The sequence below is a fragment of the Paraburkholderia sp. A1BS-2L genome (genome assembly GCF_051125205.1).
GTDB lineage: Bacteria > Pseudomonadota > Gammaproteobacteria > Burkholderiales > Burkholderiaceae > Paraburkholderia.
Map to the genome: position 1 here is coordinate 1,239,881 of NZ_CP120429.1, position 21,847 is coordinate 1,261,727.

Below are 21,847 nucleotides of genomic sequence, written 5' to 3' on the forward strand. Positions count from 1 at the left end.
CCGGTTTACGCTGGATTTGCGGCGAATTCCCAAAAGAAAAGCGGTCTTCACGTTCGTGAAGACCGCTTTTTTGCTTTCTGCGATTACTTCGCTTTCAGCATTTCTTCTATCTGGTGAAGGAGCGCATCGCGCCGATCTTTGGTGAGACCCTTCAAACGAAGTTCGAGTCGATCGTCGCCGTAGGACTTCAGATCGCCCACCGCCACGCCGTCGAGCTTGATCTCCAGACGCTGGGCATAGCGCTGCCGTCCGGCCGGCTTGGGGCTTTCTTGCGGCGCTGCCCGGCCCTTGACGATGTCCGCCACCTGGCGGGTGCTCAGATCGTCGGCAAGAATCCGGTTGATAAGGCGCAGCGTGGCGTCCGTGCCGCGCGCACCGTGATAGCGGCCGACCTGATAAGCCATGTTCGAGCCGAAGCGGTCGGGGCGTGCAACCATTTCGTGCATGACGGCTTCGGGCAACTTGGCGACGGACAGCGCCACGGCTACGGTCGACTCATCAAGGCCGAGGTGGTCGGCGAGTTCCCGCTGGCTCTGGAAATGCTTTTCGTCAATAAACCGCTTCCAGACGATGGCGTTATCGAAGACCGTTTGCGAATCGCGCTGGACGTTGAGATCGTAACCAAGCTTGTAGCTCTCGAGCCCGATGGGCAGATCGACAACGATCGCCTTGACGATCTCCTTGTTGGCTTCCTTGAGCGCCCGCACACGCCGACCACCGTCGCTGACGTAGTAGCTGCCCGGTGCGGCGTAATCGGGAATCACGTGGATGGCCTGCTGCTGCCCCTGCTTGGCGAGATTGACCGCGAGTTCGGCAATCGACGCCTTCAGATAAAAGTGACGCGGATTGAACGGACTCGACTTGATCGCCTTCAGTGGCAGTTCGATGATTTGGCCGGGACGATATCCGTGCTCGATACGCCACGCACGATATTCCGCGGATTCGTTTTCAGTCGAAGCAGAAGTGGCTTCCTCTGTATTTGCAACCGGCTCCGGCTGGTTTGCGCGGCCGACCGGTTCACGTGCCTTTGGCTTCTCCTGGACGAGGCCGTCGATGGCATTGAGTCGATCGAGCGCCGTGCGCTTTTCGCTGCTCGTCGTGTCAGGCCGTGCCTGAAAACCTTTGGCAAATTGTGAGGGCTTCATTCAAGGTCCTTTATGCGCATAAAGTCAGGGGAGCATCGCCGCGATTTCGTCGGCGCATGCCCGTACTTCGACGGCAGCGAGCCGTGCGCCGCGATCGCTCATCTGCAGGACGGTTTGACCGAGGGCCATGGCCTGCTTGTACGCTTCGCGGGTGGGTATTTGGGTTTTGAGCAAGGGGAAGCCGAGCTCTTCCAGTGCGCGCTTCAGCTCGCGCGTGAGCATGCGCTTCTCTTCTGTCTTGTTCAGCAGGAAGACAGCCTTTAGATCTTCATTCATGACTTGCGCCTGCTGGATCAGCTTGACGAGCCCAACGCTTGACCAATAGTCGGCGGGTGAGGACGAAGTGGGAATAACGGCGATGGAGGCCGCAAGCAGGACCACGCCAGAAACCTTTTCGGTAATCGACGGCGGACAGTCGACGATGATGATGTCGTAGTCGCCGATGAACTTCTTGATCTCGCGGTGGATCTGGCCGCCCGCCTCTGAAAGATTCACCACTGGGAACGGGATGCCGGTTTCGCCATCGGCAGAGGCGCTTGCCCAGTGAACCAGTGTGTTCTGGCCGTCGGCATCGACCACGAGTACACGCTTTCCCTTTTCATGGAATGCTGCGCCGAGATGCATCGCGATCGTGCTCTTGCCGACCCCGCCCTTTTGCTGCGTGACTGCGATTATCTCTGCTGCCAATTGGTTTTCTCCTTTTTGCTAATTCTTTTGGATTTTACCTGGATTAAGTTGCGATTCAACGGCAGTTGTATGATTTTCATCGCATTCGAAGAAGCATTGGCCGTTTGGCCAAGGTTTATGCGCATAAAGGTCGATGCGGTGCCGGCATTTGCCCCGAATGTTGGCTTGATAGGTCCGTGGGAGGATGGCGTGCATGCCGGAAGCAATTCGTGTCGTGTGTAGTCAGCAGGCGGCCTTTATGCGCATAAAGATTGCAGCATCGAGATGGCTGCTGGCTGAGTGCCCAATGCCGTCTGTTGCCGTCTGAACCTGGCGAAACATGTCTGTGAGCCAGGTTGCATTTCTTCAAAGACCGGAGACTTTATGCGCATAAAGGTGCTGGCATGGGCTGGGCCGGCGTCCGTCCGCTCATGTATCGAGTGCCGATCGAATCAGTTCCCGTCGGTTCCTCCAGACGGGTTGTCGCTATGCCATTAAACGGAGCGAAGGCATCAGACGATCTCCCCGCCTTCTACCCTCGTCATCCAGACCGGTAAAATGAGCCACCCGCGCGAAGCCCGTCCAACGCGGCCGCATTTCTATTTGGCTTGGCCGGTAGAACTCACTCACTCCGAGTAACCGAACCGGTGCCTCGGCTACCCCTCCAATGTCCAATCCATTCAAACCGATCTTCACGTCCTGAACCTGCATCCATGATCACGATCTACCACAACGCGCGTTGCTCGAAGTCCCGCTCCACATGCGAGTTGGTCTCGACCACGTACAACAAGGCCAATGAACCCGTCGAGGTTGTCGAGTACCTGAAAACCCCGCTTACGGTCGACCAGCTGAAGGCGCTGCATGCCATGCTCGGGGGTCCGCTACTCGACATGGTTCGCACCAACGAAGCGGAATACTCTGCGCTCGGGCTCAATGTCAATAGCGCGACTGATAATCAGTTATACGAAGCAATCGCGAGCCACCCGGTTCTGCTGCAGCGCCCGATCGTCGTGCGTAACGGCCGCGCGGCGATTGGACGTCCGCCGGAAAACATCGCTGTGCTGTTCGATCGAGTTGCATAGGGTTGCTCAGGCAGCGTGACCGTTTTCCTTGGGGCGATCCAATCGGGCATTGCATCGGGCGCACCTTCGTGCCCTTCCAGCCCGGCACCGCATGCGCGCGTGCCGCGGCACCACGAGGCGCCGCCGCGGCGACGGACTCATTGCGCATACTTCGGGGGATGCCTCGATCCCGAAACTTGTCCGGCCGGATCGGGCTTCGCGCGGACTTGTCCACAAGGTTGTCCAGAAAATCTGTGGATAAATTTCCGCTCAGCTTGCTTATCCACATTGTCGATAGTGGTCGCACGCTTCATGCTGCCGTCCTTTTGACACACCGAGGATTTTTCTCGCGCCTATGATGGCGTTTCTCTCCCCTGCGCTTCGCGCACAATTTGAGGAAACCGAGGAGGACTCAGAGATGGCCTATCAAATTGCGGTCGTAGTTGGCAGTCTGCGCAAGGATTCGTGGAACCGGCAGCTCGCGCATGCCGTGACATCGCTTGCACCCGTCGATTTTTCATTCGAGTTTCTCGACATCGGCGTATTGCCGCTCTACAGCCAGGACTACGACGCCGATTTCCCCGAGGCCGCGCGTCAGCTCAAGCAAAAGATCGAGGCGGCCGATGCGCTGCTCTTCGTGACGCCCGAGTACAACCGGTCGATACCCGGGGTGCTGAAGAACGCTATCGACTGGGGCTCGCGCCCGTGGGGCAAAAATTCGTGGACCGGCAAGCCGGCCGCGGTGCTCGGCACGTCGCCGGGGGCCGTTGGCACGGCGCTTTCCCAGGCGCATTTGCGTAATGTGCTCGCGTATCTCGATGTGCCGACGCTCGGCCAGCCCGAGATGTTCATCAAGCACGATGCAACACGGATCAACGAAAAAGGCGAAATTATGAACGACGATACGCGCAAGTTCCTGCAAACGTTCGTCGACCGCTATGCCGAGTGGGTCAAGCGCCAATTGGGCCGTTAAGTCACATCACCTGGCCTGACGGGGCGCGGCGGCAACTCGCCGCCGCGCCCGATCGCCCTTCAATGACGTGTCGGAGGCTGCCCGGTCACGGGCCGATCCGGCGCATCGGACGCCCGGTGGTCGTGCGAGTCCTCTTCGTACTCGATGAACTCGTCGGGAATGCGTGGCGCGGCGGCCTCCGCGGGTTGCGTCGCCCGAGCGGCTGCGGGGGCGGCGGGCGCGCCCATCACCGCACCGGCGCCCGGCGCGCTTGCCGATGTGAGCACGGTGGCTTCAGCGTCGTTCATCGGCCGCGATGGCTGCACCGTGTCGCTGGCGGCGCCTGCTTCATCGTCGGCGGCCTGCTCCAGGCGGCGGCGCATCGCCTCGGCCAGATTCGCGAGGCCAAGTTCGTCGAGGGCGGAGTGCTCGCGCGCGACCGGGTCGGCGTCCGTCGCGGGCCAAGTCCAGTTGCCGCCGCGCACGGCGACTTCGAGTGCATCGTTGCCGCGCAGCGTGTTGCTGGCGAGATCCGCGTGGGCTTCGTCGGCGACGCGCACGCCGATCAGCACATTGCCCGATGGCGCGACGGGTTCGGGCGATGTGCCGGGGTTCGCGCGTCCGTCTCCGGTAGAAGAGAAGAAGCTCGACACGAGCCGCTCGATGCCGGCCAGCACACCTGACTCGTGTACGGGCAATTCGATGTCGCTGGCAGAAAATCCGCATTGCAGCAGCGCTTCTTGCGCATGCCGCGCTTTGTCGTAGGTCTCGAAGAGACCGGTCACGGTCTGTTTCATGGCTTGATCCTCCTGTAGCCGTTTCCACGTGCCGCATGACCCATGACGCAATCCGCGTGCCGGGCGTATCTATTCCGACCTACAGCGTCGCGTCCCGTTCCCGCCGCGCGCGCGTCTGGCGCTCAAGCTGGATGGCTTCCAGCATCTTCTCCAGCAATGCGATGTCGAAGGGCTTCGAGAGCACGCGCGCGTCCACGCCGCGCGTGCGCTCGAGCTCTTCCGCGTAACCGGTGACGAGGATCACCGGCAGCCCCGGCTCGCGTGCCTGTAGCGCCTCGGCGAGATCGATGCCGTTCATCGTGCCGGGCATGTGGATGTCCGAGAGCACGAGGTCGAAGCGCGGCGCATCGTCGTCGCTCGCACGCGCGGCGCGGGCCGCATCCACGAATTCCAGTGCGCTCGGCGCGTCGTTCGCGCAGGTCACGTGATGGCCCATCATCTGCAGCAGCGCCTCGGTGCCCGCCGCGACTTCGTCGTTGTCCTCGACGAGCAGCACGCGCAGCCCTTGCGGCGGATTCGCGCTGTGTTCGCGCGGCTCGGTTTCGCGCTGCGCGGCCGGCGCGGCGCTCGCGCGCGGCAGATAAAGATGTACCGAGGTGCCCGCGCCAATCGCACTGTCGATCGCGGCGAGCCCGCCCGAGCGCTCGCAGAATGCGAACACCTGCGGCAGCCCGAGGCCCGTGCCCATGCCCTTGGGCTTGGTGGTGTAGAGCGGTTCGAAGGCGCGCGCGAGCACGTCGGGCGACATGCCCACGCCCGTGTCTTCCAGCGAGACGTGCACGAATTCGCCGTCGAGCGGGAAGCCCTCTCCGGGCCGGAACGCGATATTGCGCGCCCGCACGGTGAAGCGTCCGCCGTTGGGCATGGCGTCGCGCGCATTGACCGCGAGATTGATGAGCGCGAGCTCGAATTCGGCGACGTCCACGAGCACGGTCCACACGGCCTCGTCGACGTCCATGACGAGCGCGACCTTCGCGCCGAGCGAGGCGCGCAGCAGTTCGCGCGACGCGGGCAGCCAGCGGCCGACCGAAATCGTTTCGTTGCGCAGCGGCTGCTTGCGCGCGACGCCGAGCAACTGGCGCGTGAGCGACTGCCCGCTCTTGAGCGCGCGCTCGACGGCAGAGAGTTCGCGCTCGAAGCCCGTCACGCCGCGCCGTCGCGCGATCTGCACGTTGGCCGAGACGATCATCAGCAGATTGTTGAAGTCGTGCGCGACACTGCCCACGAGATTGCCGAGCGCTTCCATCTTGCGCGACTGCCGGTAGGCCGATTCGATCGAGCGACGCATCGCGGCTTCGGCCTGCCAGCGCTCCCAGGCCTCCTCCTCGGCGGCGAGGCGGCGCAGCGAGAGCCAGATCACGCACCACAGCGCGATCGACGGCGTGAACATCGAGATGATCAGCACGCTCAGGTGCCGGTACCACGCGGACCAGATCGCCGAGGTGCGGTAGAAACAGGCGACGTAGACCGGATACGCGCCCACGCGCCGGAACGCGACGATCGCGTTGTCGCCGATCAGCTGCGAATGCATGCGCACGACGCCCGATTCCTGGCCGTGCGCGAGCGCGGCGGCGAACGGCGAGCCCGGCGCGACGGTGGCCGGCGCTTTCGTGCCGCCAGCGTTGCTGAATGTAGTCGCGCTGGCAGCCCGAGGCGTGGCGCTCGCCGCGCTCGTGGCGCCCCTGGCACGGGCGGCTCGCGCGCCGGGTGGCGGCTCGAAGGCGAGAACGGCGCCGTCGCTGCGCACGAGGCCGAGCGCCATCGGCGAGTCGTCGCCTAGCAGCTCGTTGTAGAACTTGTCGAAATAGCCTGGCCGCAGCGCGACCGACACCAGTCCGGCGAACGCGCCCGCGGCGTCGTGGCGCGCGATGCCGGTGTTGAACACCGTTTCGCCGCTCACCTGGCCCTGCATGACGCGCGAGACGTGGTCGAGCATGCGGCCGGCGCGGATGCCCACGAAGTCCTCGCGCGTGGCTATCGAGACGGACGGCGGCGGCGAGTAGCGGCTGCTCGCGAGCAATTCGCCGTCGCGGCCGAAGATCGACACGGCGGCCACCTGCGGATAGCCGCCGCCGATGCTGTCGAGTTTCTCGTGGATCTGCGCTTCGTTCGCGCGGATGCCGTTGTCGTCGAGGTCCTCCACGCCGTCCACGATGCGCGCGTCGAGCGCATCGTTCATGTCGAACACTTTGAGCGCGTGCTCTTCGGCTACGCGCACGGTGCGCAGCGTGGCGTCGGTGGCGTCGGCGTCGCGCGTGCGCAGGTCGTTCCAGGCCATCGTGGCGACGTAGACGCAGGGCAGCACGATCGCCGCGATCAGCAGCGCGATCAGCGTGCGGCGGCGCACCGTAAAGTCATGGCTGGGCGCAGCCGGGAACGGCGCTTCCTCGGCGCGCGGTGGCGGCGTGCGGTCGTCGGGCCCTGAGGGCCGGTCGGGATTCATCTTAGAGATAAGGCTGAAGGCGGCGGCGGAGCGTTGAGCATGGCTATCGACATGATAAACGACCGGGGTTGCGCTTCGGTTCGCGCGGGCGTATCGTGCGCCGCCGCGAGGCACGCGAAACGTGCGCGAACATCGGTGCGCTCGAGGCATTCCTCGCCGGTTCCGTTGATTGCGCGACATTTCACGTAGCGCAAACGTACACAAAAGGATAATCGAGGGTCTTTAATGCGAACGCGGATTGTTTATTTCCAGAAAGGCCGCAAAATGGGTGGTTTTTGTTCGTCTAATGATTATCGGCGAGTTGCATTTGGTTCGATTTGCTTCGAGAATCGCGACCACGATTAATCTCGTGCACGCGCGCCGGCGTTGCATGCCGCGCAATATGCCGTGTTTTTCGGGGCGCTTCGCGTCCGCGCATTCCATGCGACACGCATAAATATTCCTCCACTCGCTAAAGAATTCGCGCTCGCGGCCGTTAATACGCTTTAACGCATTCCGTTCAACGCCCACTCAATTCGCATAACCATGTCTTTGCCCATCGTGATCGCCGACGATTCGCTGCTGGCCCGCAAGGTGCTCACGAAGGCGCTGCCCGAAGACTGGGATGTCGAAATTACCTACGCGTCGAACGGACAGGACGCGCTGGCGCTCTACCGCGCCGGCCGTGCGCCGGTCATGTTTCTCGACCTCACGATGCCCGGCATGACGGGCTTCCAGGTGCTCGAAGCCATGCAGCACGAGGACCTGAACACATTCGTGATCGTGGTTTCCGCCGATGTCCAGCCGCGCGCCCAGGAGCGCGCGCTCGCGCTCGGCGCGATGGCGTTCGTGCCGAAGCCGGTTACGCAGAAAGCGCTGCTGCCCATCCTCAGGGAGTACGGGTTGTATGCCTGATCAAGTGTTCACGGAAATGCAGCGCGACGCGCTCCAGGAGATCGCCAATCTCGGCATGGGCCAGGCTGCAACGCGCCTGTCGGGGCTCCTCGACGCGTTCATCGAACTCTCGGTGCCGCGCGTGCGCGTGGTCGCCGTGAGCGAGGCCGCGCAGGCGCTGCGTGAGATGACCGGCATCGACGGTCCGGTCACGGCGGTGCGCCAGGGTTTTCGCTCCGAGATCAAGGGCGAGGCGCTCGTGATCTGCCGCAGCGGCGAGATCGACGAGCTGGGCGCGCTGGTCGGCGGTCCGCCATCCGCGCGCGACGTGCTCACCGGGCAGGAGCTCATCTTCGACGTGGCCAACGTGCTCTGCGGCGCGTGCGTTTCGTCGATGCTCGACCAGCTCGGGCGCATGCCCGTGTTCTCGCAGCCGGGGCTGCTCGGCCTGGCCATCATGCTCGACGAGGTGTTCCAGCCCGGCATGCTCGCCTGGGATCTCGCGCTGCTCGTGGAGGTCAATTTCGCGCTCGAAGATCAACGCTTTCGCGCGCATCTCGTCATGCTGATGGCCGAGGAATCGATCCACCGCGTGAGCCGCGCCATCGACGCCCTGCTGCTAAGCCTATGAGCACGCGCGACCTGTCTGTCCCGGCGACGACCCCGGTCCCGGCGGCGGCGATGCCGTCACTCTCCGATCTCGTGGTGGAGCGCGTGGGCTTCGGCATCTTCGTGCTCGACCGCGACCTGAACGTGCTGATGTGGAACCGCTTCATGCAGGACCACAGCGGCGTGACGGCGGCCGACGTGATCGGCCGTTGCGTCTTCGAGCACTTTCCCGAGTTGCCGCGCGCGTGGCTCGCGCGCAAGGTCGAGAGCGTGTTCCAGCTCGGCAGCTTCGCGTTCAGCTCCTGGGAGCAGCGGCCCTGGCTGTTCCGCTTCGATCACGATCGCCCCATCACGGGCGGCGTGGACTACATGCAGCAGGACTGCACCTTCATGCCGCTCATGCAGGAGCGCGAGGTGATCGCCGTGTGCGTGACCATTTCCGACGTCACGCACGTGAGCGTCATGCAGCGCGAGCGCGAGGACGCAGTGGCGAAGCTGCGCGAATACGCCGACCGCGACGGCCTCACGGGCATCGCGAACCGGCGCTATTTCGAGGCGCGGCTCGCCGACGAATTCGCGCGCTGGCAGCGCTACGGCGGCGAGATGTCGGTGCTGCTGTTCGATCTGGACCACTTCAAGAAGATCAACGACGAATTCGGCCATGTCGCCGGCGACACCGTGCTGCGCGCCATGGCGCAGCGCGTGGCCCAGGTGGTGCGCAAGCAGGACGTGTTCGGGCGCTTCGGCGGCGAAGAGTTCGCGCTGCTGCTGCCGTGCACGCCGCTTGCCGACGCGTTGCGCGTCGCCGAAAAGATTCGTCACACGATCAGCGATGTGCCCGTGAAGGTGGAGGGCATGGTCGTGTCCGTCACGGCGAGCGTGGGCGCCGCCGCCGCACGGCCCGGCGCGACCGGTTACGAAGTCATGATCAACGAGGCCGATGCGGCCCTCTACAGCGCCAAGCGCGAGGGGCGCAATCGCTCCGTCGCGTGGGAGCACGCAATTTCCTGAGCTTTGGCCGTAGGGTCCGGCCCCTTTTCGGATGTTGGCGCTTTCCTCACTGTCCATGGCGGGTCGCGCCTGCGGCGGCGAGTAAAGATTGCTATACTTTTGGCCGTTTCCGGCCGTGAACCCTGAATGGCGTTCCGATAGGGCCGGTGCCTCGCGCGTGTCCGCGCGCGCGGGCGACCCGCGACAGGCGGGCCCGAATATCTGAAAAGCCCCGCCGGGGGCGCCCCCAGCGGAGATCGTCTTGGCCGTTTCCAACCTCGTCGTGGACGATACACAGCAAACCGACGCCGCCGCCGCTTCGTCGGGCAGTTCGTTTTATCTGGCAATGCGGATTCTGCCGCCAGCGCAGCGCGACGCCATGTATCAGGTCTACGCCTTCTGCCGCGCAGTCGACGACATCGCGGACAGCGACCTGCCGCGCGCCGAGCGTGCGGCGGGGCTCGACCAATGGCGCGCCGACATCGACGCGTGCTACGCCGGCACGCCGCGCGACTCGCTCGCGGCGCTCACGCGCCATATCCATACGTTCGGGCTCGCGCGCGAGGACTTCCACGCGATGATCGACGGCATGGCCATGGACGCCGCCGAGGACATCTGCGCGCCCGACGAAGCCACGCTCGACCTCTATTGCGACCGCGTGGCGAGCGCGGCGGGCCGCCTTTCGGTGAAGATCTTCGGCATGGCCGACGAGCCCGGCCGCCTGCTCTCGCATCACCTCGGGCGCGCCTTGCAGCTCACGAACATTCTGCGCGACATCGACGAGGACGCGGACATCAACCGCTGCTACCTGCCGCGCGAGCTGCTCGCGCGCGAGGGCATCGCGACGTCGAATCCGCGTGAGATCGCTGCCGATCCTTCGCTGCCGCGCGTCTGCGCGACGCTCGTGCAGCGCGCGCTCGCCCATTTCGCCGAAGCCGACGCGATCATGGACCGCACGCCGCGCGTGCTGGTGAAAGCGCCGCGCATCATGTCGGGCGTGTACCGCGTGCTGCTCGAGTGCACTGTCGAGCGCGGCTTCGATCTGCCGCGCACCAAGGTCGTCAAGCCGCGCGCGCGGCTCATGTGGATCGTCGCGCGCTACGCGCTGTTTTAGGGTCTGCTTACCTATGAGCATGCGAATGCCACGGCTCGTCCACGTGATCGGCGCCGGGCTCGCGGGCCTCGCCGCAGCGATCCGGCTCCAGCGGCACGGGGTCCAGGTCGCGCTGCACGAGGCCGCTTCCCAGGCCGGTGGACGATGCCGCTCGTACTACGACCGCACGCTCGCGCTTACGCTCGATAGCGGCAATCATCTCGTGCTGGCGGGCCATGAGGCCACGCTCGACTACGTGCGCACGATCGGTGCCGCCGACGAGCTCACGGGGCCGGGCGAGTCGGCCTTCGCATTCATGGATCTCGCGGCGCGCTCGCGCTGGAGCGTGCGTTTTTCGCGTTCGCGCGTGCCGTTCTGGATCGGCGACGCCCATGCGCGCGTGCCGGGCACCAAGGTGTCGGACTATCTCGCGCTGCTGCCGCTCCTGTTCGCGAAGCCCGGCCGCACGATGGCGCAGACCATGCGCTGCGACGGCCTGCTCTGGGACCGCCTGCTGCGCCCGCTGTTTCTCGCGGCGCTCAACGTCGAGCCGCGCGAGGCCAGCGCCGAGCTCGCGGCCACGTTGCTGCGCGAGGTGCTGTCCGCCGGCGGCGAGGCATTCCGGCCGCTGATGGCGCGCAATGGCTTGTCGAGCGCGTTCGTCGATCCGGCGCTGCGCATGCTCCAGCATGGCGGCGCGGCGATCCGGCTCGATGCGCCGTTAAAGGAGATCGTGTTCGACGACGCGGCGAGCCGCGTCGTCGCGCTCGATTTCGAGAGTGGCCGCGTCCCGCTGGGCGAGGACGAAGCGGTCGTGCTGGCCGTGCCGGCCCCCGATGCCGCCGCGCTCGTGCCCGCGCTGCAGACGCCGCAGCGCCACACGGCTGCCATCACGCTGCACTTCGCCGTGGAACCGCCGCCCGGCATGGCCACGCCGATGGCGCTCGTGAACGGCACGGCCGAATGGCTGTTCGCGGGTGCGGGCCGCATTTCCGCCACGATTCACGATGCCGCGGCCTTCGGCATGTCCAATACGCTCGACGCGCTGGCGCCCGAAGACCTCGCGCGGCGCGTCTGGGCCGATGTGGCGCAAGCCGCATCGCTGCCGGCGCAGCCGCTGCCCGCCTGGCAGCTCGCGCGCGAAGCCCGCGCGGGCTTCGCCGCCGTGCCGCAAGAAGAATTGCGCCGCCCGGCGGCGCGCACCCGCTGGACCAACTTGACGCTCGCCGGTGACTGGACTGCAACCGGCCTGCCCGCCACGATCGAAGGAGCGATCCGCTCAGGCCGCAAGGCCGCGGACCTGCTTTTAGAGACCAGGATGTATTGATGAACGATCTTTCAGAGGCCATACCGGCCGACGACCTCGCGAACGCGCCGGGCGTCGCCACGCCGGGCGTCGCCATGCTCGACGTAGCGACCCCCCACGCATCCGCGCCTGCCGCCGGCGCAGACGTTGCCGTGATCGACGCGCTCGACGCCGCGGTCACGCGTGCGACCGACGCGATCCTTGCCGACCAGCGCGCCGACGGCCACTGGGTCTACGAGCTCGAAGCCGACGCCACGATTCCAGCCGAATACGTGCTGCTCGTGCACTATCTGGGCGAGGAGGCGAACCTCGAGCTCGAAGCGAAGATCGCGCGCTACCTGCGCCGCATCCAGCTGCCCGGCGGCGGCTGGCCGCTCTTCGCCGAAGGCGAGATGGACGTGAGCGCGACCATCAAGGCTTATTTCGCACTCAAGATGATTGGCGATGCCGAAGACGCCGATCACATGGTGCGCGCACGCGAGGCGATCCTCGCGGCGGGCGGCGCGGAAAAGGCCAACGTGTTCACGCGCATCCTGCTCGCGCTCTACGGCGTGGTCAGCTGGTACGCGACGCCGATGATGCCGGTCGAGATCATGCTGTTGCCGCAGTGGTTCCCGTTCCATCTCACCAAGGTCTCGTACTGGGCGCGCACGGTGATCGTGCCGCTGCTCGTGCTCGGCGCGAAGCGGCCGGTCGCGAAGAACCCGCGCGGCGTGCGCATCGACGAGCTGTTCCGCGGCGCGCCCGTCACCACGGGCCTGAACGAGCGCTCGCCGCACCAGAGCAAGGGCTGGTTCGGCTTCTTTCGCGCCGTGGACGGCATGCTGCGCATCACCGATCCGCTGTTCCCGAACTATCTGCGCCAGCGCGCGATCGACGCGGCGGTGGCCTTCGTCGACGAACGCCTGAACGGCGAGGACGGGCTCGGCGCGATCTTCCCCGCGATGGCCAACGCCGTGATGATGTACGAGGTGCTCGGCTACCCCGCCGATCATCCGCACCGCGCGATCGCGCGCCAGTCGGTCGAAAGGCTCGTGACCATCCACGCCGAGGAAGCGTACGTCCAGCCGTGCCTCTCGCCGGTGTGGGACACCTCGCTCGCCGCGCACGCGCTCATCGAAACCGGCGACGCGCGCGCGCACGAAGCGGCGCGGCGCGGCCTCGAATGGCTGCGCCCGCTGCAGATTCTCGACGTGCGCGGCGACTGGATCTCGCGCCGCGCCGCCACGCGTCCGGGCGGCTGGGCGTTCCAGTACGCGAACCCGCACTACCCCGACGTCGACGATACGGCCGTGGTCGTGGCCGCGATGCGCCGCGTGGACCAGATCGACCAGACCCACGCCTACGAGGAAGCCATCGCGCGCGGGCGCGAATGGGTGGTCGGCATGCAGAGCGGAAATGGCGGCTGGGGCGCGTTCGAGCCGGAAAACACGCACGAGTACCTGAACAGCATTCCGTTCTCGGATCACGGCGCGCTGCTCGATCCGCCGACGGCCGACGTCTCGGGCCGCTGCCTCTCGATGCTCGCGCAGCTCGGCGAATTGCCCGCGACGAGCGAGCCGGCGCAGCGCGCCTTCAACTACCTCCTCGCCGAGCAGGAAGCCGATGGCAGCTGGTACGGCCGCTGGGGCATGAACTATATCTACGGCACCTGGACGGCGCTGTGCGCGCTGAACGCCGCGGGCCTCGCGCACACCGATTCGCGCATGAAGCGCGCGGCGCAGTGGCTCGTCGGCATCCAGAACGACGACGGCGGCTGGGGCGAGGACGGCACCAGCTACAAGCTCGAATACCGCGGCTACGAGCGCGCGCCGAGCACCGCGTCGCAAACGGCGTGGGCGCTGCTCGGCCTGATGGCGGCGGGCGAGGTGAACCATCCGGCCGTCGCGCGCGGCGTGGCGTGGCTGCAGGCCACGCAGCGCGAGCACGGCTTGTGGGACGAAACGCGCTTCACGGCCACGGGCTTTCCGCGCGTGTTCTATCTGCGCTACCACGGCTACCGCAAGTTCTTCCCGCTGTGGGCGCTGGCGCGCTACCGCAACCTCAAGCGCGACGGCGCCACGCACGTCACGGCCGGTTTGTGACGATGGCCGTGGAACCTGCAACCGCCATCACCGCAGCGCGCGTGCAACGCACGAAAAGCACGAATGGCACGCCAGCCACGCTGCCCGTGATCGCCGTGACCGGCATGGCCTTCGAGGCAAGCATCGCGGCGGGCAAGGGCGGCGATGGCATTGCGGCGGTCTACGCCGCGCGCGCCGATCTGCTCGAACGCGCGCTCGCGGCGGCGCTCGATCGCGGCGCAGCGGGCGTGATCAGCTTCGGCACGGCGGGCGGCCTCGGGCCGGATCTCGAACCGGGCACGCTCATCATTGCCGACGCCGTGGACGGTCCGCTCGGCCGCATCGCCTGCGATGCGGTGTGGAGCAAGCGCATGGCGGCGGCGCTGCTCGACTCGCCGCTGGCCGCGCGCATGCGGCGCGGCGTGGAGGCCGCCGTGTCAGCGCCGCTCACCGGCGCGGCGGACAAAGCGGCGCTGCACCGGTCGAGCGGCGGCGCGCTCGCTGTCGACATGGAGTCGCATCTGGCTGCGGCTGCCGCCGCGGCACGCGGCCTGCCGTTCGCGGTCTGCCGCGCGGTGGTGGATCCGGCCTGGCGCAGCCTGCCGAAGGCCGCGATGGCCGGCTTGCGCGACGACGGCTCCACGGCCGTTCTGCCGATTCTGCGCGAACTCGCGCGCGATCCCCTGCAACTGGGCGGCCTGCTGCGCGTGGCCGCCGACGCCGGCGCGGCGCGCAAGACGCTTACGGCGGCGCGGCGCGTGCTGACGGCCTCTGGCGCGTTTTTTCCGGAGTGAGTTGGCTGCTGGGCGGTGCGGGCATCGGATGACCGGGGGGCCTGGAGAAGGCGTCACGGTGGCGCAAGCGCGCCACCCCATGTCACGGAGCCGAAACCGCCGACGCGGGAGCAGCAGCCGAGGCCGCCACGGGTGCGGATGCCGATGGTGCGGGCGCGGCAGCCGTCGCGCCGCTCGCCGCAGTCGCAGTCGCAGTCGCAGTCGCAGTCGCAGTCGCAGTCGCAGTCGCAGTCGCCGCGCCGGCGACGCCCGTCGACTCGCCCGGATCCTCGTAGTTCGGCAGCCCGTTGTTCGAAGCACCCGATCCGCTCGATCCGCCCGATCCGCCCTTGGCGCCCGAACCCGCCCCATCCGGCGAACCGCCCGACTCGCCCGGATCCTCGTAATTCGGCAGGTTGCTGTTGCCCGGCTTGCCCGATCCACCAGCGGCCCCGGCGGCCCCGGCAGCGCCAGCGGCACCCGACGCGCCCCCAGCGCCTTCAGTCCCCTCCGCGTCCGGATCGCCGTAATTCGGCGGCGGTGCATTGTTCTGCGAGCCGCGAATCAGCGACTGGCGCTGCTGGCTGTATGCATCGCGCACGAACGAATACGGGTCGAGCGCGGCCTGCTTGAGCAGATCGGTCGCGCCAAGCAGGTCCGAGCGCGCGCTCACGAACTGCATGATGTAGAACGGGTTGCGCACCGCGGGCTGAAAGTAATTGATGACGTTGAACTTCACGTCCACGCCCATGCCGATGCCGTCGCGCACGTCGCTCGGCCCGAACAGGGGCAGCACGAGGTACGGGCCGGCCGGCACGCCGTAGTGGCCGAGCGTGAGGCCGAAGTCCTGATGGTGCTTCGGCAGCCCCGCGAGCGTGGCGAAGTCGATCAGGCCGCCCAGCCCGAAGGTCGAATTGATCGCCATCCGCATGAGATCCTGGGTGGCGTCGGTGATCTTCAGCTGCAGCAGGTTGTTGGCAAAATTGCTCGCGTCGCCGAGGTTCGAGAAGAAGTTCGTGATCGCCTGGCGCACCGGCTTCGGCGTCACCTTCTGATAGCCCTTCGCGATTGGCTGCGCGATGTAGGTGTCGAGTTTGTCGTTGAACGTGAAAATCGCGCGATTCGCGGGCTCGAACGGGTCGCCCGGCTTGCGCTCGGGGCCCGTGGCGCAGCCCGAGGTCACGAGGAGCACCAGGCTCGCCGCCGCCATCGTGAGCGCGGCTTGTTTTTTCTTCATTGATCAATCCCCTGGATTTGCGCTCGTGCGCGCTTTGCGCGCGGCTTGCCCATCAACACCGGCTGGAACACCACTGCGCCGATCAGCGTGCAAAACAGCGACAGCGCGAGCAGCTTGCCCATGCTCGAGGTGCCCGGATGATGCGAAAGCCACAGGCTGCCGAATGCTGTCGCCGTGGTGGCGGCCGAGAACAGCACTGCATGCGTGAGGCTCGACTGCAGGAGGCCGGTCTGCCCCGCGCGCCACGCCATCACGAAGTAGATTTTGAATGCGACGCCCACGCCCAGCATCAGGGGAAGCGCGATGATGTTGGCGAAATTGAGCTGGATGCCGAACACAACGCACAACTCCAGCGTCACGAGCGCCGAAACCAGCAGCGGAATCAGCGTGCGCAGCACGTCGCTGAAGTTGCGCAGCGTGATCCACAAGAGCGCCGTGATGAGCAGCACCGACCAGCCCGCGGCCTGGAAGAACGCGAGAATGATCACGTTCGCCGAATGCAGGATCGAGATCGGGCCGCCGATGGCGCTCGGCTCCGCTTGCTTCACCGCATGCGCGAAGCGCGCGAGCATGATGTCGTCGTTGGGGTCGACGCCGGCCGGCACGCGCGGCGCGATATCCACGATCGCCTGGCCCGTGACTGGCGAGACCCAGTCGTCGACCATCGTGCGCGGCAGGTTCTCGCGCGTGATGGGCGAAGGCTGCAGCAGCCGCGCGAGCTGCGCGAAGGCGAGCTTGAGCGGCAGGCTGAAGGCGGCTTCGGCGCGGTCGCGCGTGGCGGCGTCGGCGTTCGCGAGCTTCACGAGACTGTCGGAAAGATGCTTGGCCTCGGCGGCGCCCGGTCCCGGGTGATCGCCTGCCGCGAGCGCGAGCTGGCGCGCCGCGCGCTTGAGCGTGTCCACGCGCACGGCGTCGGTGACGGGCGCGGACGGCTGCTGCGTGAGCGCGGGCAGCAGTTGCTGCGCGGCGCTCGAGATCAGCATGAGCTTTTGCTGTTGATCGTCGGGGATCAGCGAGCTGAGCGTGGTGGCGCGGGCCACTTCGGGCAGCTTCGCGAGCTTCGCGGCGATCTTGTCGGCCTCCGCGAGATTGGGCGCGAGCGCGCTCACATCGTTGATCGAGATGACCGGCGAGTTCTTGAGCGCGATGAGCGTGGCCATCGACTCGGTATGCGGGTCTTTCAGGTGCAGCGGATTGAAGTCGAAGCGCAGATGCAGCAGCAGCGGCGTCGCGCCCAGCACCACGATGAGGGTGGTGATCAGCACCGGCTTGCGATGCCCGGCGAGCCAGGTGTCCACTGGCGCGAGGAACGGGAAGCCCGGCGAGGCGCGCTCACCCTTGGGCTTGAACACGCTGATGAGCGCCGGGAACACCGTCATGTTCGCGAGGTACGCGACGAACATGCCCACGCCGGCGATCTGGCCGAGCTCCGAGAGGCCCTTGTAGGCGGTCGGCAGGAACGAAAAGAAACTTTCCGCCACGGCGATGGCGGCGAGCGTGAGCGGCACGCCGATGGTGCGCGCGGTCTTGAGCAGCGCCGTTTCGAGGCGCTCCTCCTCGAAACGATGCTCGCGATACTTCACGCCGAACTGCACGCCGAAGTCGACCCCGAGGCCCACGAACAGCACCATGAACGCGACCGACAGCATGTTGAGCGAGCCGATCATCATGAGCCCGAGCGCGGCCGTGATGACGAGGCCGATCACGAGCGTGACGAGCACCGCGCCGATCAGGCGTCCCGAGCGCAGCGCGAGCCAGAGGATCACGAGCACGACGATGGCCGTGACGATGCCGTTGAGCGCGGCGCCGTCCTGCACCGAAGCGAACTCCTCGTCGGCGAGCGGCTGCTCGCCGGTCAGGCGCACGTGCGCGCCGTATTCGGTGTCCAGATGCAGGCGCGCGGCGGTGTCGCGGATCGCCTGCGAGGCGCTCGCGCCGGCCTTGAGCGCCGCAAAATTCAGCACGGGCTGAACCGTGACGAATGCAAACGCGGGCTTTGCGGCCGAATCCTTGTCGACGAGCGCGCGCCACGAGAACGCGGCGGGCTTGCCGGCCAGCACCTGGTCGACTACGCCGGCGGCGCTGCCGAGCAGCGACGCCATTTGCGGCAGCTTCACCTGGCCGATCGTGAGGGGCAGTTGCAGCGTGGTCGTGAGCGTGCCGGCGAGCCCGGCGAGGCTCGGATCCTTCGCGAGCTGGTTCACGAGCGGGCGCGCCTGCACGAGCTGGCCCGTGGTGGAGAGCACGGTCTGGGTGGGCGGGAACAAGAGCCCGTTGTGCTCGAAGAACGGCCCGCCCGCGGGCTGCGAAACGGCGCTGAATTCGTGCGCATCCTGCTTGAGCGCTTCGGCGAGCTTGTCGGCGGCGGCGTCGGCGAGCTCGGGCGCCTGCGCCTCGACCACCACGAGCAGCGACGCGCCGCGCTGCGGGAACGCCTTGTCCTTGGCGTTGCTGAGCGCGGCCCACTCGGCCTTGTTCTCGACGAGGCCGCTCACGTCCGTATTGATCTTGAAGTGCTTCGCGACGTACACGCCGCTCAAGGCGGCGAGGACGAGCGCGAATGCGATGACCCACGCCGCGCGGCGAACCGACCAGGCGACGAGGTGGATGATGAATGGCTTCAGCATAAAGGCGAGGGGGCCTTGTCGATAAATTCTTGACGGAAAGCGCCCAAGTATACCGGCCTCGCTCCTCCGGGCGCGGCTTGCGCACGCGAGCCATGCACTAAAGCCGTTATACTGGCCCGGTCGGGGCGGGATCGGGCCTGATGGGGCCGGTTCAACGTCGATCGAACGTTGGGCCGGGCTTGTTCCGGGCCGCCGTGCCGGCGCCTGATATTCACTGTTCAAGAACGCTCAAGAACACGTATGAAACGCTATCTGACCGCATTTCTCGCCGCCGCCTTTCTGTCGGGCGTCTCTGGCACCGCCCTCGCGCAATCCTCGCCGGACGCCGTCGTCAAGAGCGCGGTGGAAGGCACCGTGAAGGCGATGCAAGCCGACCCGCAGGCGCGCGGCGGCGACATGAACAAGATCACGAGCGTGGTCGAGACCCACTTCGTGCCGGCCACCGACTTCAAGCGCACCACGCGCATCGCGATCGGCAAGGCCTGGACCACGGCCACGCCGGAGCAGCAGCAAAAGCTGTATGAGCAATTCCAGCTCCTGCTCGTGAAGACCTACGCCTCATCGCTCTCGCAGCTGCGCGACGCGCAGGTCACCTTCAAGTTCGTGCCGTCCAACACGGGCGCGGGCGCGAAGGACACCGTCGTGCAGTCGCACGTGCTCAGCAACGGCGGCGACGATGCCATCGACTATCGCCTCGAGCGCGGCGCCAACGGCTGGAAGATCTACGACATCAACATGATGGGTGCGTGGCTCATCCAGGTCTATCAGACCCAGTTCGCCGACCAGATCGCCAAGGGCGGCATCGACGGGCTCATCAAGTATCTCGTCGATCACAACGCGCGCGGCTAAGGCGAAGCGCGCTGCGCGGGAAGTACGCCTTCAGATATCTTTGGATACCTTCAGGCGCCTTCCCGCTTTCTGCGGTTCTCCACCGCGAATTTGATCAGTTCTGCCTGGCCTTCGATATCGAGCTTGCGCTTGAGATTGAGCCGGTGCGTCTCCACCGTGCGCACCGATAGCCCGGCGCGCTGTGCAATCTGCTTGCTCGACAGGCCTTCGGCGAGCGCGTCGAGAATGTCGAGCTCGCGCGGCGTGAGGCGCTCGATGGGCGTTTCCTTCAGCGATGCCTGCAGCATGCGCACGCCTAGCCCCGCGCTGAAATACGTCTGCCCGGCCAGTACCGCTTCGATTGCGCGCACGATCTCGGTGGCCGGCGAATCCTTGAGCACATAACCGCTCGCGCCCGCGCGCACCGCTTGCGCCACATATTCGACGTTGTCGTGCATCGAGAGCATCAGCACGCGGATCGCCGGAAAGCGCTCGTGAAAGATGCCCGCGAGCGCGATGCCGTTCATGCCGGCCATGCCCACGTCCATCAGCGCGAGATCGGGCTCGAGCGCGGCGGCCAGCCCGATGGCCTCGTCGGCGTTGCCCGCCTCGCCCGCGACTTCGAGGCCCGGCACGGCTTCGAGGCGCGCACGCAGGCCGTCGCGCACGAGCGGATGATCGTCGACGAGCATGAGGCGCGCCGGTTTGCCTGGTTCGTTCATGGTGTGTTTCTTTTCAGTGCGTTGCCCTGGAGGCCGCGTGCCTTGGCGGCCGCGCTGGCGAGTGCGATCGGCACCCAGGCGTCGACCACGGTGTGGCCCGGCTTCGAGCTGACCGAGAGCCGCCCGCCGAGCGGTTCGAGCCGCTCGCGCATGTTGCGCAGGCCCATGCCCGCGCGCGGATCGGCGAGCGCGTGCGCGACGTCGAAGCCCCGGCCATTGTCGGCGATGGTGAGCGTCACGCCGTTGGGCGCGACGTCGAGCGTGAGCGCGGCGCGCCGCGCGCCGGCGTGCTTCACGATGTTGGTGAGCGCTTCCTGGGCGATGCGGAACAGCACCGTGTTCACGGCGTCGGGCAAGGGCGCGGCGCCTGGGGTCGTGCCGCTATCGCCATCGCCTGCAGCGGGCAACGCGCCCGGTTTCGCGGCGGGTTTCGCGCCCGACTGCGTGAAGCCGATCTCCATCTCCGATTCCTCGGCAAGCTCGCGCGTCAGCTGCTCGAGCGCGGCGGCGAGGCCGAGATCGTCGAGCATCGCCGGGCGCAGCGCGTGCGAGATGCGGCGTACCTCGCGCAGCGTCTCCGAAAGCCGCGCGAGACCGGTCGACAGCGAGGCCTCCGCCGCGGGCACGCGCGCCGCGCCGCGTTCGAAGCGCGCAAGCGCCGATTCGAGCAGCAGCTTCGCGGAAACCAGCATCTGGCTGATGCCGTCGTGCAGCTCGCGCGAGAGGCGCGCCCGCTCCTGCTCCTGCGACTCCACCACTTGCTGCGCGAGGCGCTTGAGCTTCGCGTCGGTGCTGCGGTACTCGCTTACGTTGAGCACGAGCGCGCCGAGCGCGAACACGCCTACGCCCGCGAGCGCGATGATGCCAAGCCATTGCAGCGTGCGCTCGATATTGGCCGAGGCGCGCTCGTCGGTGCGTGCGAGCGTGGACTCGACGTCGTCGAGATAGATGCCGGTACCGACCATCCAGCCCCAGCGCCGCAGCCCGACGACATAGCCGAGCTTCGGCGCGAGCTTGCCCGTCGACGGCCGGTGCCACATGTAGCGCACGAAGCCGCCGCCGTGCGAAGCTGCCGTCACGAGCTGCTGAATCGTGAGCGCGCCCTGCGGGTCGCGCAGGTTCCAGAGATCCTGGCCGACGAGGCCCGGCTCGCGCGGATGCATGAGCGAGCGGCCGTGCATGTCGTAGACGAAAAAATAGCCGTCCGGGCCGAAGTCCATCTTCTGCAGCACGGCGAGCGCGGCGCGCTGGCGCTCGGCGACGCTGCTGGCGATGCTATCGGCGGCGCCTGTGGTGCGGCTCTCGCTGGCTTCGTACAGCGGCGCGATGGCGCTCGTGGCGAGCTCGACGTAATGGCGCAGCTCGACTTCCTTGCTCGACAGAAACGCCGCCTGCATCGTGGCGTGTTGCGTGCGCGCGAGCGCGGTCGCCTGCTGCCGCACGCCGATGCCGATGCTGGCAATGGCGGCGAGAAAGGGCACGACCGCGAGCAGGAAGATCTTCGTCTTCAGGCGGTCGTTGAAGAAAAATGGGGCGGGCATGGCGGCGTTCGGATACCAAGTGTGCAAGCATAACGGCTGCGCACGAAGTGCGGTGCGCACCTGAATTTTTCGAGATTGTGCTACGGGCGATGATGCGGCGGCGAACGAGGGCCGCACCGCT

19 protein-coding genes are annotated in these 21,847 nt (G+C 66.6%); 11 read left to right on the forward strand and 8 right to left on the reverse strand.

Annotated features, from left to right (window positions below):
- Positions 1-83 precede the first annotated feature (83 nt).
- Both P5W98_RS20315 and parA read right to left on the reverse strand, forming a co-directional pair.
- Positions 84-1,145: a ParB/RepB/Spo0J family partition protein gene (locus P5W98_RS20315; RefSeq protein ID WP_421026289.1), complete on the reverse strand. Its 1,062-nt coding sequence runs from the start codon at positions 1,143-1,145 to the stop codon at positions 84-86.
- A gap of 24 nt (positions 1,146-1,169) precedes the next feature.
- Positions 1,170-1,832 (reverse strand): ParA family partition ATPase, encoded by a 663-nt coding sequence (gene parA / locus P5W98_RS20320; RefSeq protein WP_421026288.1) that lies wholly within the window; start codon positions 1,830-1,832, stop codon positions 1,170-1,172.
- Between parA and P5W98_RS20325 the strand changes: the two genes are divergently transcribed.
- The 3 genes from P5W98_RS20325 to P5W98_RS20335 all read left to right on the forward strand — a co-directional run bounded on the left by P5W98_RS20325 (position 1,764) and on the right by P5W98_RS20335 (position 3,845).
- Entirely contained in the window at positions 1,764-2,054 is a 291-nt protein-coding gene (locus P5W98_RS20325; protein ID WP_421027107.1) for a hypothetical protein, read from the forward strand. The two genes, parA and P5W98_RS20325, sit on opposite strands and share 69 nt — an antisense overlap.
- Positions 2,055-2,524: 470 nt before the next feature.
- Complete coding sequence (gene arsC / locus P5W98_RS20330; protein WP_421026287.1) at positions 2,525-2,893, forward strand: arsenate reductase (glutaredoxin); 369 nt, start codon at positions 2,525-2,527, stop codon at positions 2,891-2,893.
- Positions 2,894-3,290: 397 nt separating this feature from the next.
- The gene (locus P5W98_RS20335) at positions 3,291-3,845 is read left to right on the forward strand and encodes an NADPH-dependent FMN reductase (protein ID WP_421026286.1); all 555 of its coding nucleotides are present in this window, start codon (positions 3,291-3,293) and stop codon (positions 3,843-3,845) included.
- 59 nt (positions 3,846-3,904) lie between these two features.
- Here the strand turns inward: P5W98_RS20335 and P5W98_RS20340 are convergent, their stop codons facing one another.
- A complete protein-coding gene (locus P5W98_RS20340; RefSeq protein ID WP_421026285.1) occupies positions 3,905-4,621 on the reverse strand; it encodes a hypothetical protein in 717 nt (238 codons plus the stop codon).
- Between the two features lie 79 nt (positions 4,622-4,700).
- Positions 4,701-7,064, reverse strand: coding sequence for a response regulator (locus P5W98_RS20345; protein WP_421026284.1), 2,364 nt, complete (start codon positions 7,062-7,064; stop codon positions 4,701-4,703).
- A 525-nt stretch (positions 7,065-7,589) separates the two neighbouring features.
- Here P5W98_RS20345 and P5W98_RS20350 point away from each other — a divergent pair.
- From P5W98_RS20350 to P5W98_RS20380, 7 genes are all read left to right on the forward strand, one after another.
- The gene (locus tag P5W98_RS20350) at positions 7,590-7,958 is read left to right on the forward strand and encodes a response regulator (RefSeq protein ID WP_421026283.1); all 369 of its coding nucleotides are present in this window, start codon (positions 7,590-7,592) and stop codon (positions 7,956-7,958) included.
- A complete protein-coding gene (locus P5W98_RS20355; protein ID WP_421026282.1) occupies positions 7,951-8,568 on the forward strand; it encodes a chemotaxis protein CheC in 618 nt (205 codons plus the stop codon). Before P5W98_RS20350 ends, P5W98_RS20355 begins: the two co-directional genes overlap by 8 nt.
- 50 nt (positions 8,569-8,618) lie before the next feature.
- Positions 8,619-9,557 (forward strand): sensor domain-containing diguanylate cyclase, encoded by a 939-nt coding sequence (locus P5W98_RS20360; protein ID WP_421026281.1) that lies wholly within the window; start codon positions 8,619-8,621, stop codon positions 9,555-9,557.
- Between the two features lie 241 nt (positions 9,558-9,798).
- Entirely contained in the window at positions 9,799-10,650 is an 852-nt protein-coding gene (gene hpnD, locus P5W98_RS20365; RefSeq protein ID WP_421026280.1) for a presqualene diphosphate synthase HpnD, read from the forward strand.
- Positions 10,651-10,675: 25 nt separating this feature from the next.
- Complete coding sequence (gene hpnE / locus P5W98_RS20370) at positions 10,676-11,956, forward strand: hydroxysqualene dehydroxylase HpnE (protein ID WP_421026279.1); 1,281 nt, start codon at positions 10,676-10,678, stop codon at positions 11,954-11,956.
- The gene (gene shc / locus P5W98_RS20375) at positions 11,956-14,019 is read left to right on the forward strand and encodes a squalene--hopene cyclase (RefSeq protein ID WP_421026278.1); all 2,064 of its coding nucleotides are present in this window, start codon (positions 11,956-11,958) and stop codon (positions 14,017-14,019) included. The genes hpnE and shc overlap by 1 nt, the downstream gene beginning before the upstream one ends.
- A gap of 104 nt (positions 14,020-14,123) precedes the next feature.
- Positions 14,124-14,792, forward strand: coding sequence for a phosphorylase (locus P5W98_RS20380; RefSeq protein ID WP_421027047.1), 669 nt, complete (start codon positions 14,124-14,126; stop codon positions 14,790-14,792).
- Between the two features lie 82 nt (positions 14,793-14,874).
- On the opposite strand, the gene P5W98_RS20385 is transcribed toward P5W98_RS20380, so the two are convergent.
- Both P5W98_RS20385 and P5W98_RS20390 read right to left on the reverse strand, forming a co-directional pair.
- Positions 14,875-16,008 (reverse strand): MlaA family lipoprotein, encoded by a 1,134-nt coding sequence (locus P5W98_RS20385; protein ID WP_421026277.1) that lies wholly within the window; start codon positions 16,006-16,008, stop codon positions 14,875-14,877.
- Complete coding sequence (locus P5W98_RS20390; RefSeq protein WP_421026276.1) at positions 16,005-18,635, reverse strand: MMPL family transporter; 2,631 nt, start codon at positions 18,633-18,635, stop codon at positions 16,005-16,007. The genes P5W98_RS20385 and P5W98_RS20390 overlap by 4 nt, the downstream gene beginning before the upstream one ends.
- A gap of 240 nt (positions 18,636-18,875) precedes the next feature.
- Between P5W98_RS20390 and P5W98_RS20395 the strand changes: the two genes are divergently transcribed.
- Positions 18,876-19,484, forward strand: a complete 609-nt coding sequence (locus tag P5W98_RS20395; RefSeq protein ID WP_421026275.1) for an MlaC/ttg2D family ABC transporter substrate-binding protein — start codon at positions 18,876-18,878, stop codon at positions 19,482-19,484.
- Between the two features lie 50 nt (positions 19,485-19,534).
- Here the strand turns inward: P5W98_RS20395 and P5W98_RS20400 are convergent, their stop codons facing one another.
- Both P5W98_RS20400 and P5W98_RS20405 read right to left on the reverse strand, forming a co-directional pair.
- Complete coding sequence (locus tag P5W98_RS20400) at positions 19,535-20,185, reverse strand: response regulator (protein ID WP_421026274.1); 651 nt, start codon at positions 20,183-20,185, stop codon at positions 19,535-19,537.
- Positions 20,182-21,726, reverse strand: a complete 1,545-nt coding sequence (locus tag P5W98_RS20405; RefSeq protein WP_421026273.1) for a cache domain-containing protein — start codon at positions 21,724-21,726, stop codon at positions 20,182-20,184. The genes P5W98_RS20400 and P5W98_RS20405 overlap by 4 nt, the downstream gene beginning before the upstream one ends.
- Positions 21,727-21,847: the final 121 nt, after the last annotated feature.

Bases quoted from the DNA above. Each gene is read 5' to 3' on its own strand.
- P5W98_RS20315 (WP_421026289.1), bottom strand. From the start codon at position 1,145: ATGAAGCCCTCACAATTTGCCAAAGGTTTTCAGGCACGGCCTGACACG.
- P5W98_RS20325 (WP_421027107.1), top strand. From the start codon at position 1,764: ATGCATCGCGATCGTGCTCTTGCCGACCCCGCCCTTTTGCTGCGTGAC.
- arsC (WP_421026287.1), top strand. From the start codon at position 2,525: ATGATCACGATCTACCACAACGCGCGTTGCTCGAAGTCCCGCTCCACA.
- P5W98_RS20335 (WP_421026286.1), top strand. From the start codon at position 3,291: ATGGCCTATCAAATTGCGGTCGTAGTTGGCAGTCTGCGCAAGGATTCG.
- P5W98_RS20340 (WP_421026285.1), bottom strand. From the start codon at position 4,621: ATGAAACAGACCGTGACCGGTCTCTTCGAGACCTACGACAAAGCGCGG.
- P5W98_RS20345 (WP_421026284.1), bottom strand. From the start codon at position 7,064: ATGAATCCCGACCGGCCCTCAGGGCCCGACGACCGCACGCCGCCACCG.
- P5W98_RS20350 (WP_421026283.1), top strand. From the start codon at position 7,590: ATGTCTTTGCCCATCGTGATCGCCGACGATTCGCTGCTGGCCCGCAAG.
- P5W98_RS20355 (WP_421026282.1), top strand. From the start codon at position 7,951: ATGCCTGATCAAGTGTTCACGGAAATGCAGCGCGACGCGCTCCAGGAG.
- P5W98_RS20360 (WP_421026281.1), top strand. From the start codon at position 8,619: ATGCCGTCACTCTCCGATCTCGTGGTGGAGCGCGTGGGCTTCGGCATC.
- hpnE (WP_421026279.1), top strand. From the start codon at position 10,676: ATGCCACGGCTCGTCCACGTGATCGGCGCCGGGCTCGCGGGCCTCGCC.
- shc (WP_421026278.1), top strand. From the start codon at position 11,956: ATGAACGATCTTTCAGAGGCCATACCGGCCGACGACCTCGCGAACGCG.
- P5W98_RS20380 (WP_421027047.1), top strand. From the start codon at position 14,124: ATGGCCTTCGAGGCAAGCATCGCGGCGGGCAAGGGCGGCGATGGCATT.
- P5W98_RS20385 (WP_421026277.1), bottom strand. From the start codon at position 16,008: ATGAAGAAAAAACAAGCCGCGCTCACGATGGCGGCGGCGAGCCTGGTG.
- P5W98_RS20390 (WP_421026276.1), bottom strand. From the start codon at position 18,635: ATGCTGAAGCCATTCATCATCCACCTCGTCGCCTGGTCGGTTCGCCGC.
- P5W98_RS20395 (WP_421026275.1), top strand. From the start codon at position 18,876: ATGAAACGCTATCTGACCGCATTTCTCGCCGCCGCCTTTCTGTCGGGC.
- P5W98_RS20400 (WP_421026274.1), bottom strand. From the start codon at position 20,185: ATGAACGAACCAGGCAAACCGGCGCGCCTCATGCTCGTCGACGATCAT.
- P5W98_RS20405 (WP_421026273.1), bottom strand. From the start codon at position 21,726: ATGCCCGCCCCATTTTTCTTCAACGACCGCCTGAAGACGAAGATCTTC.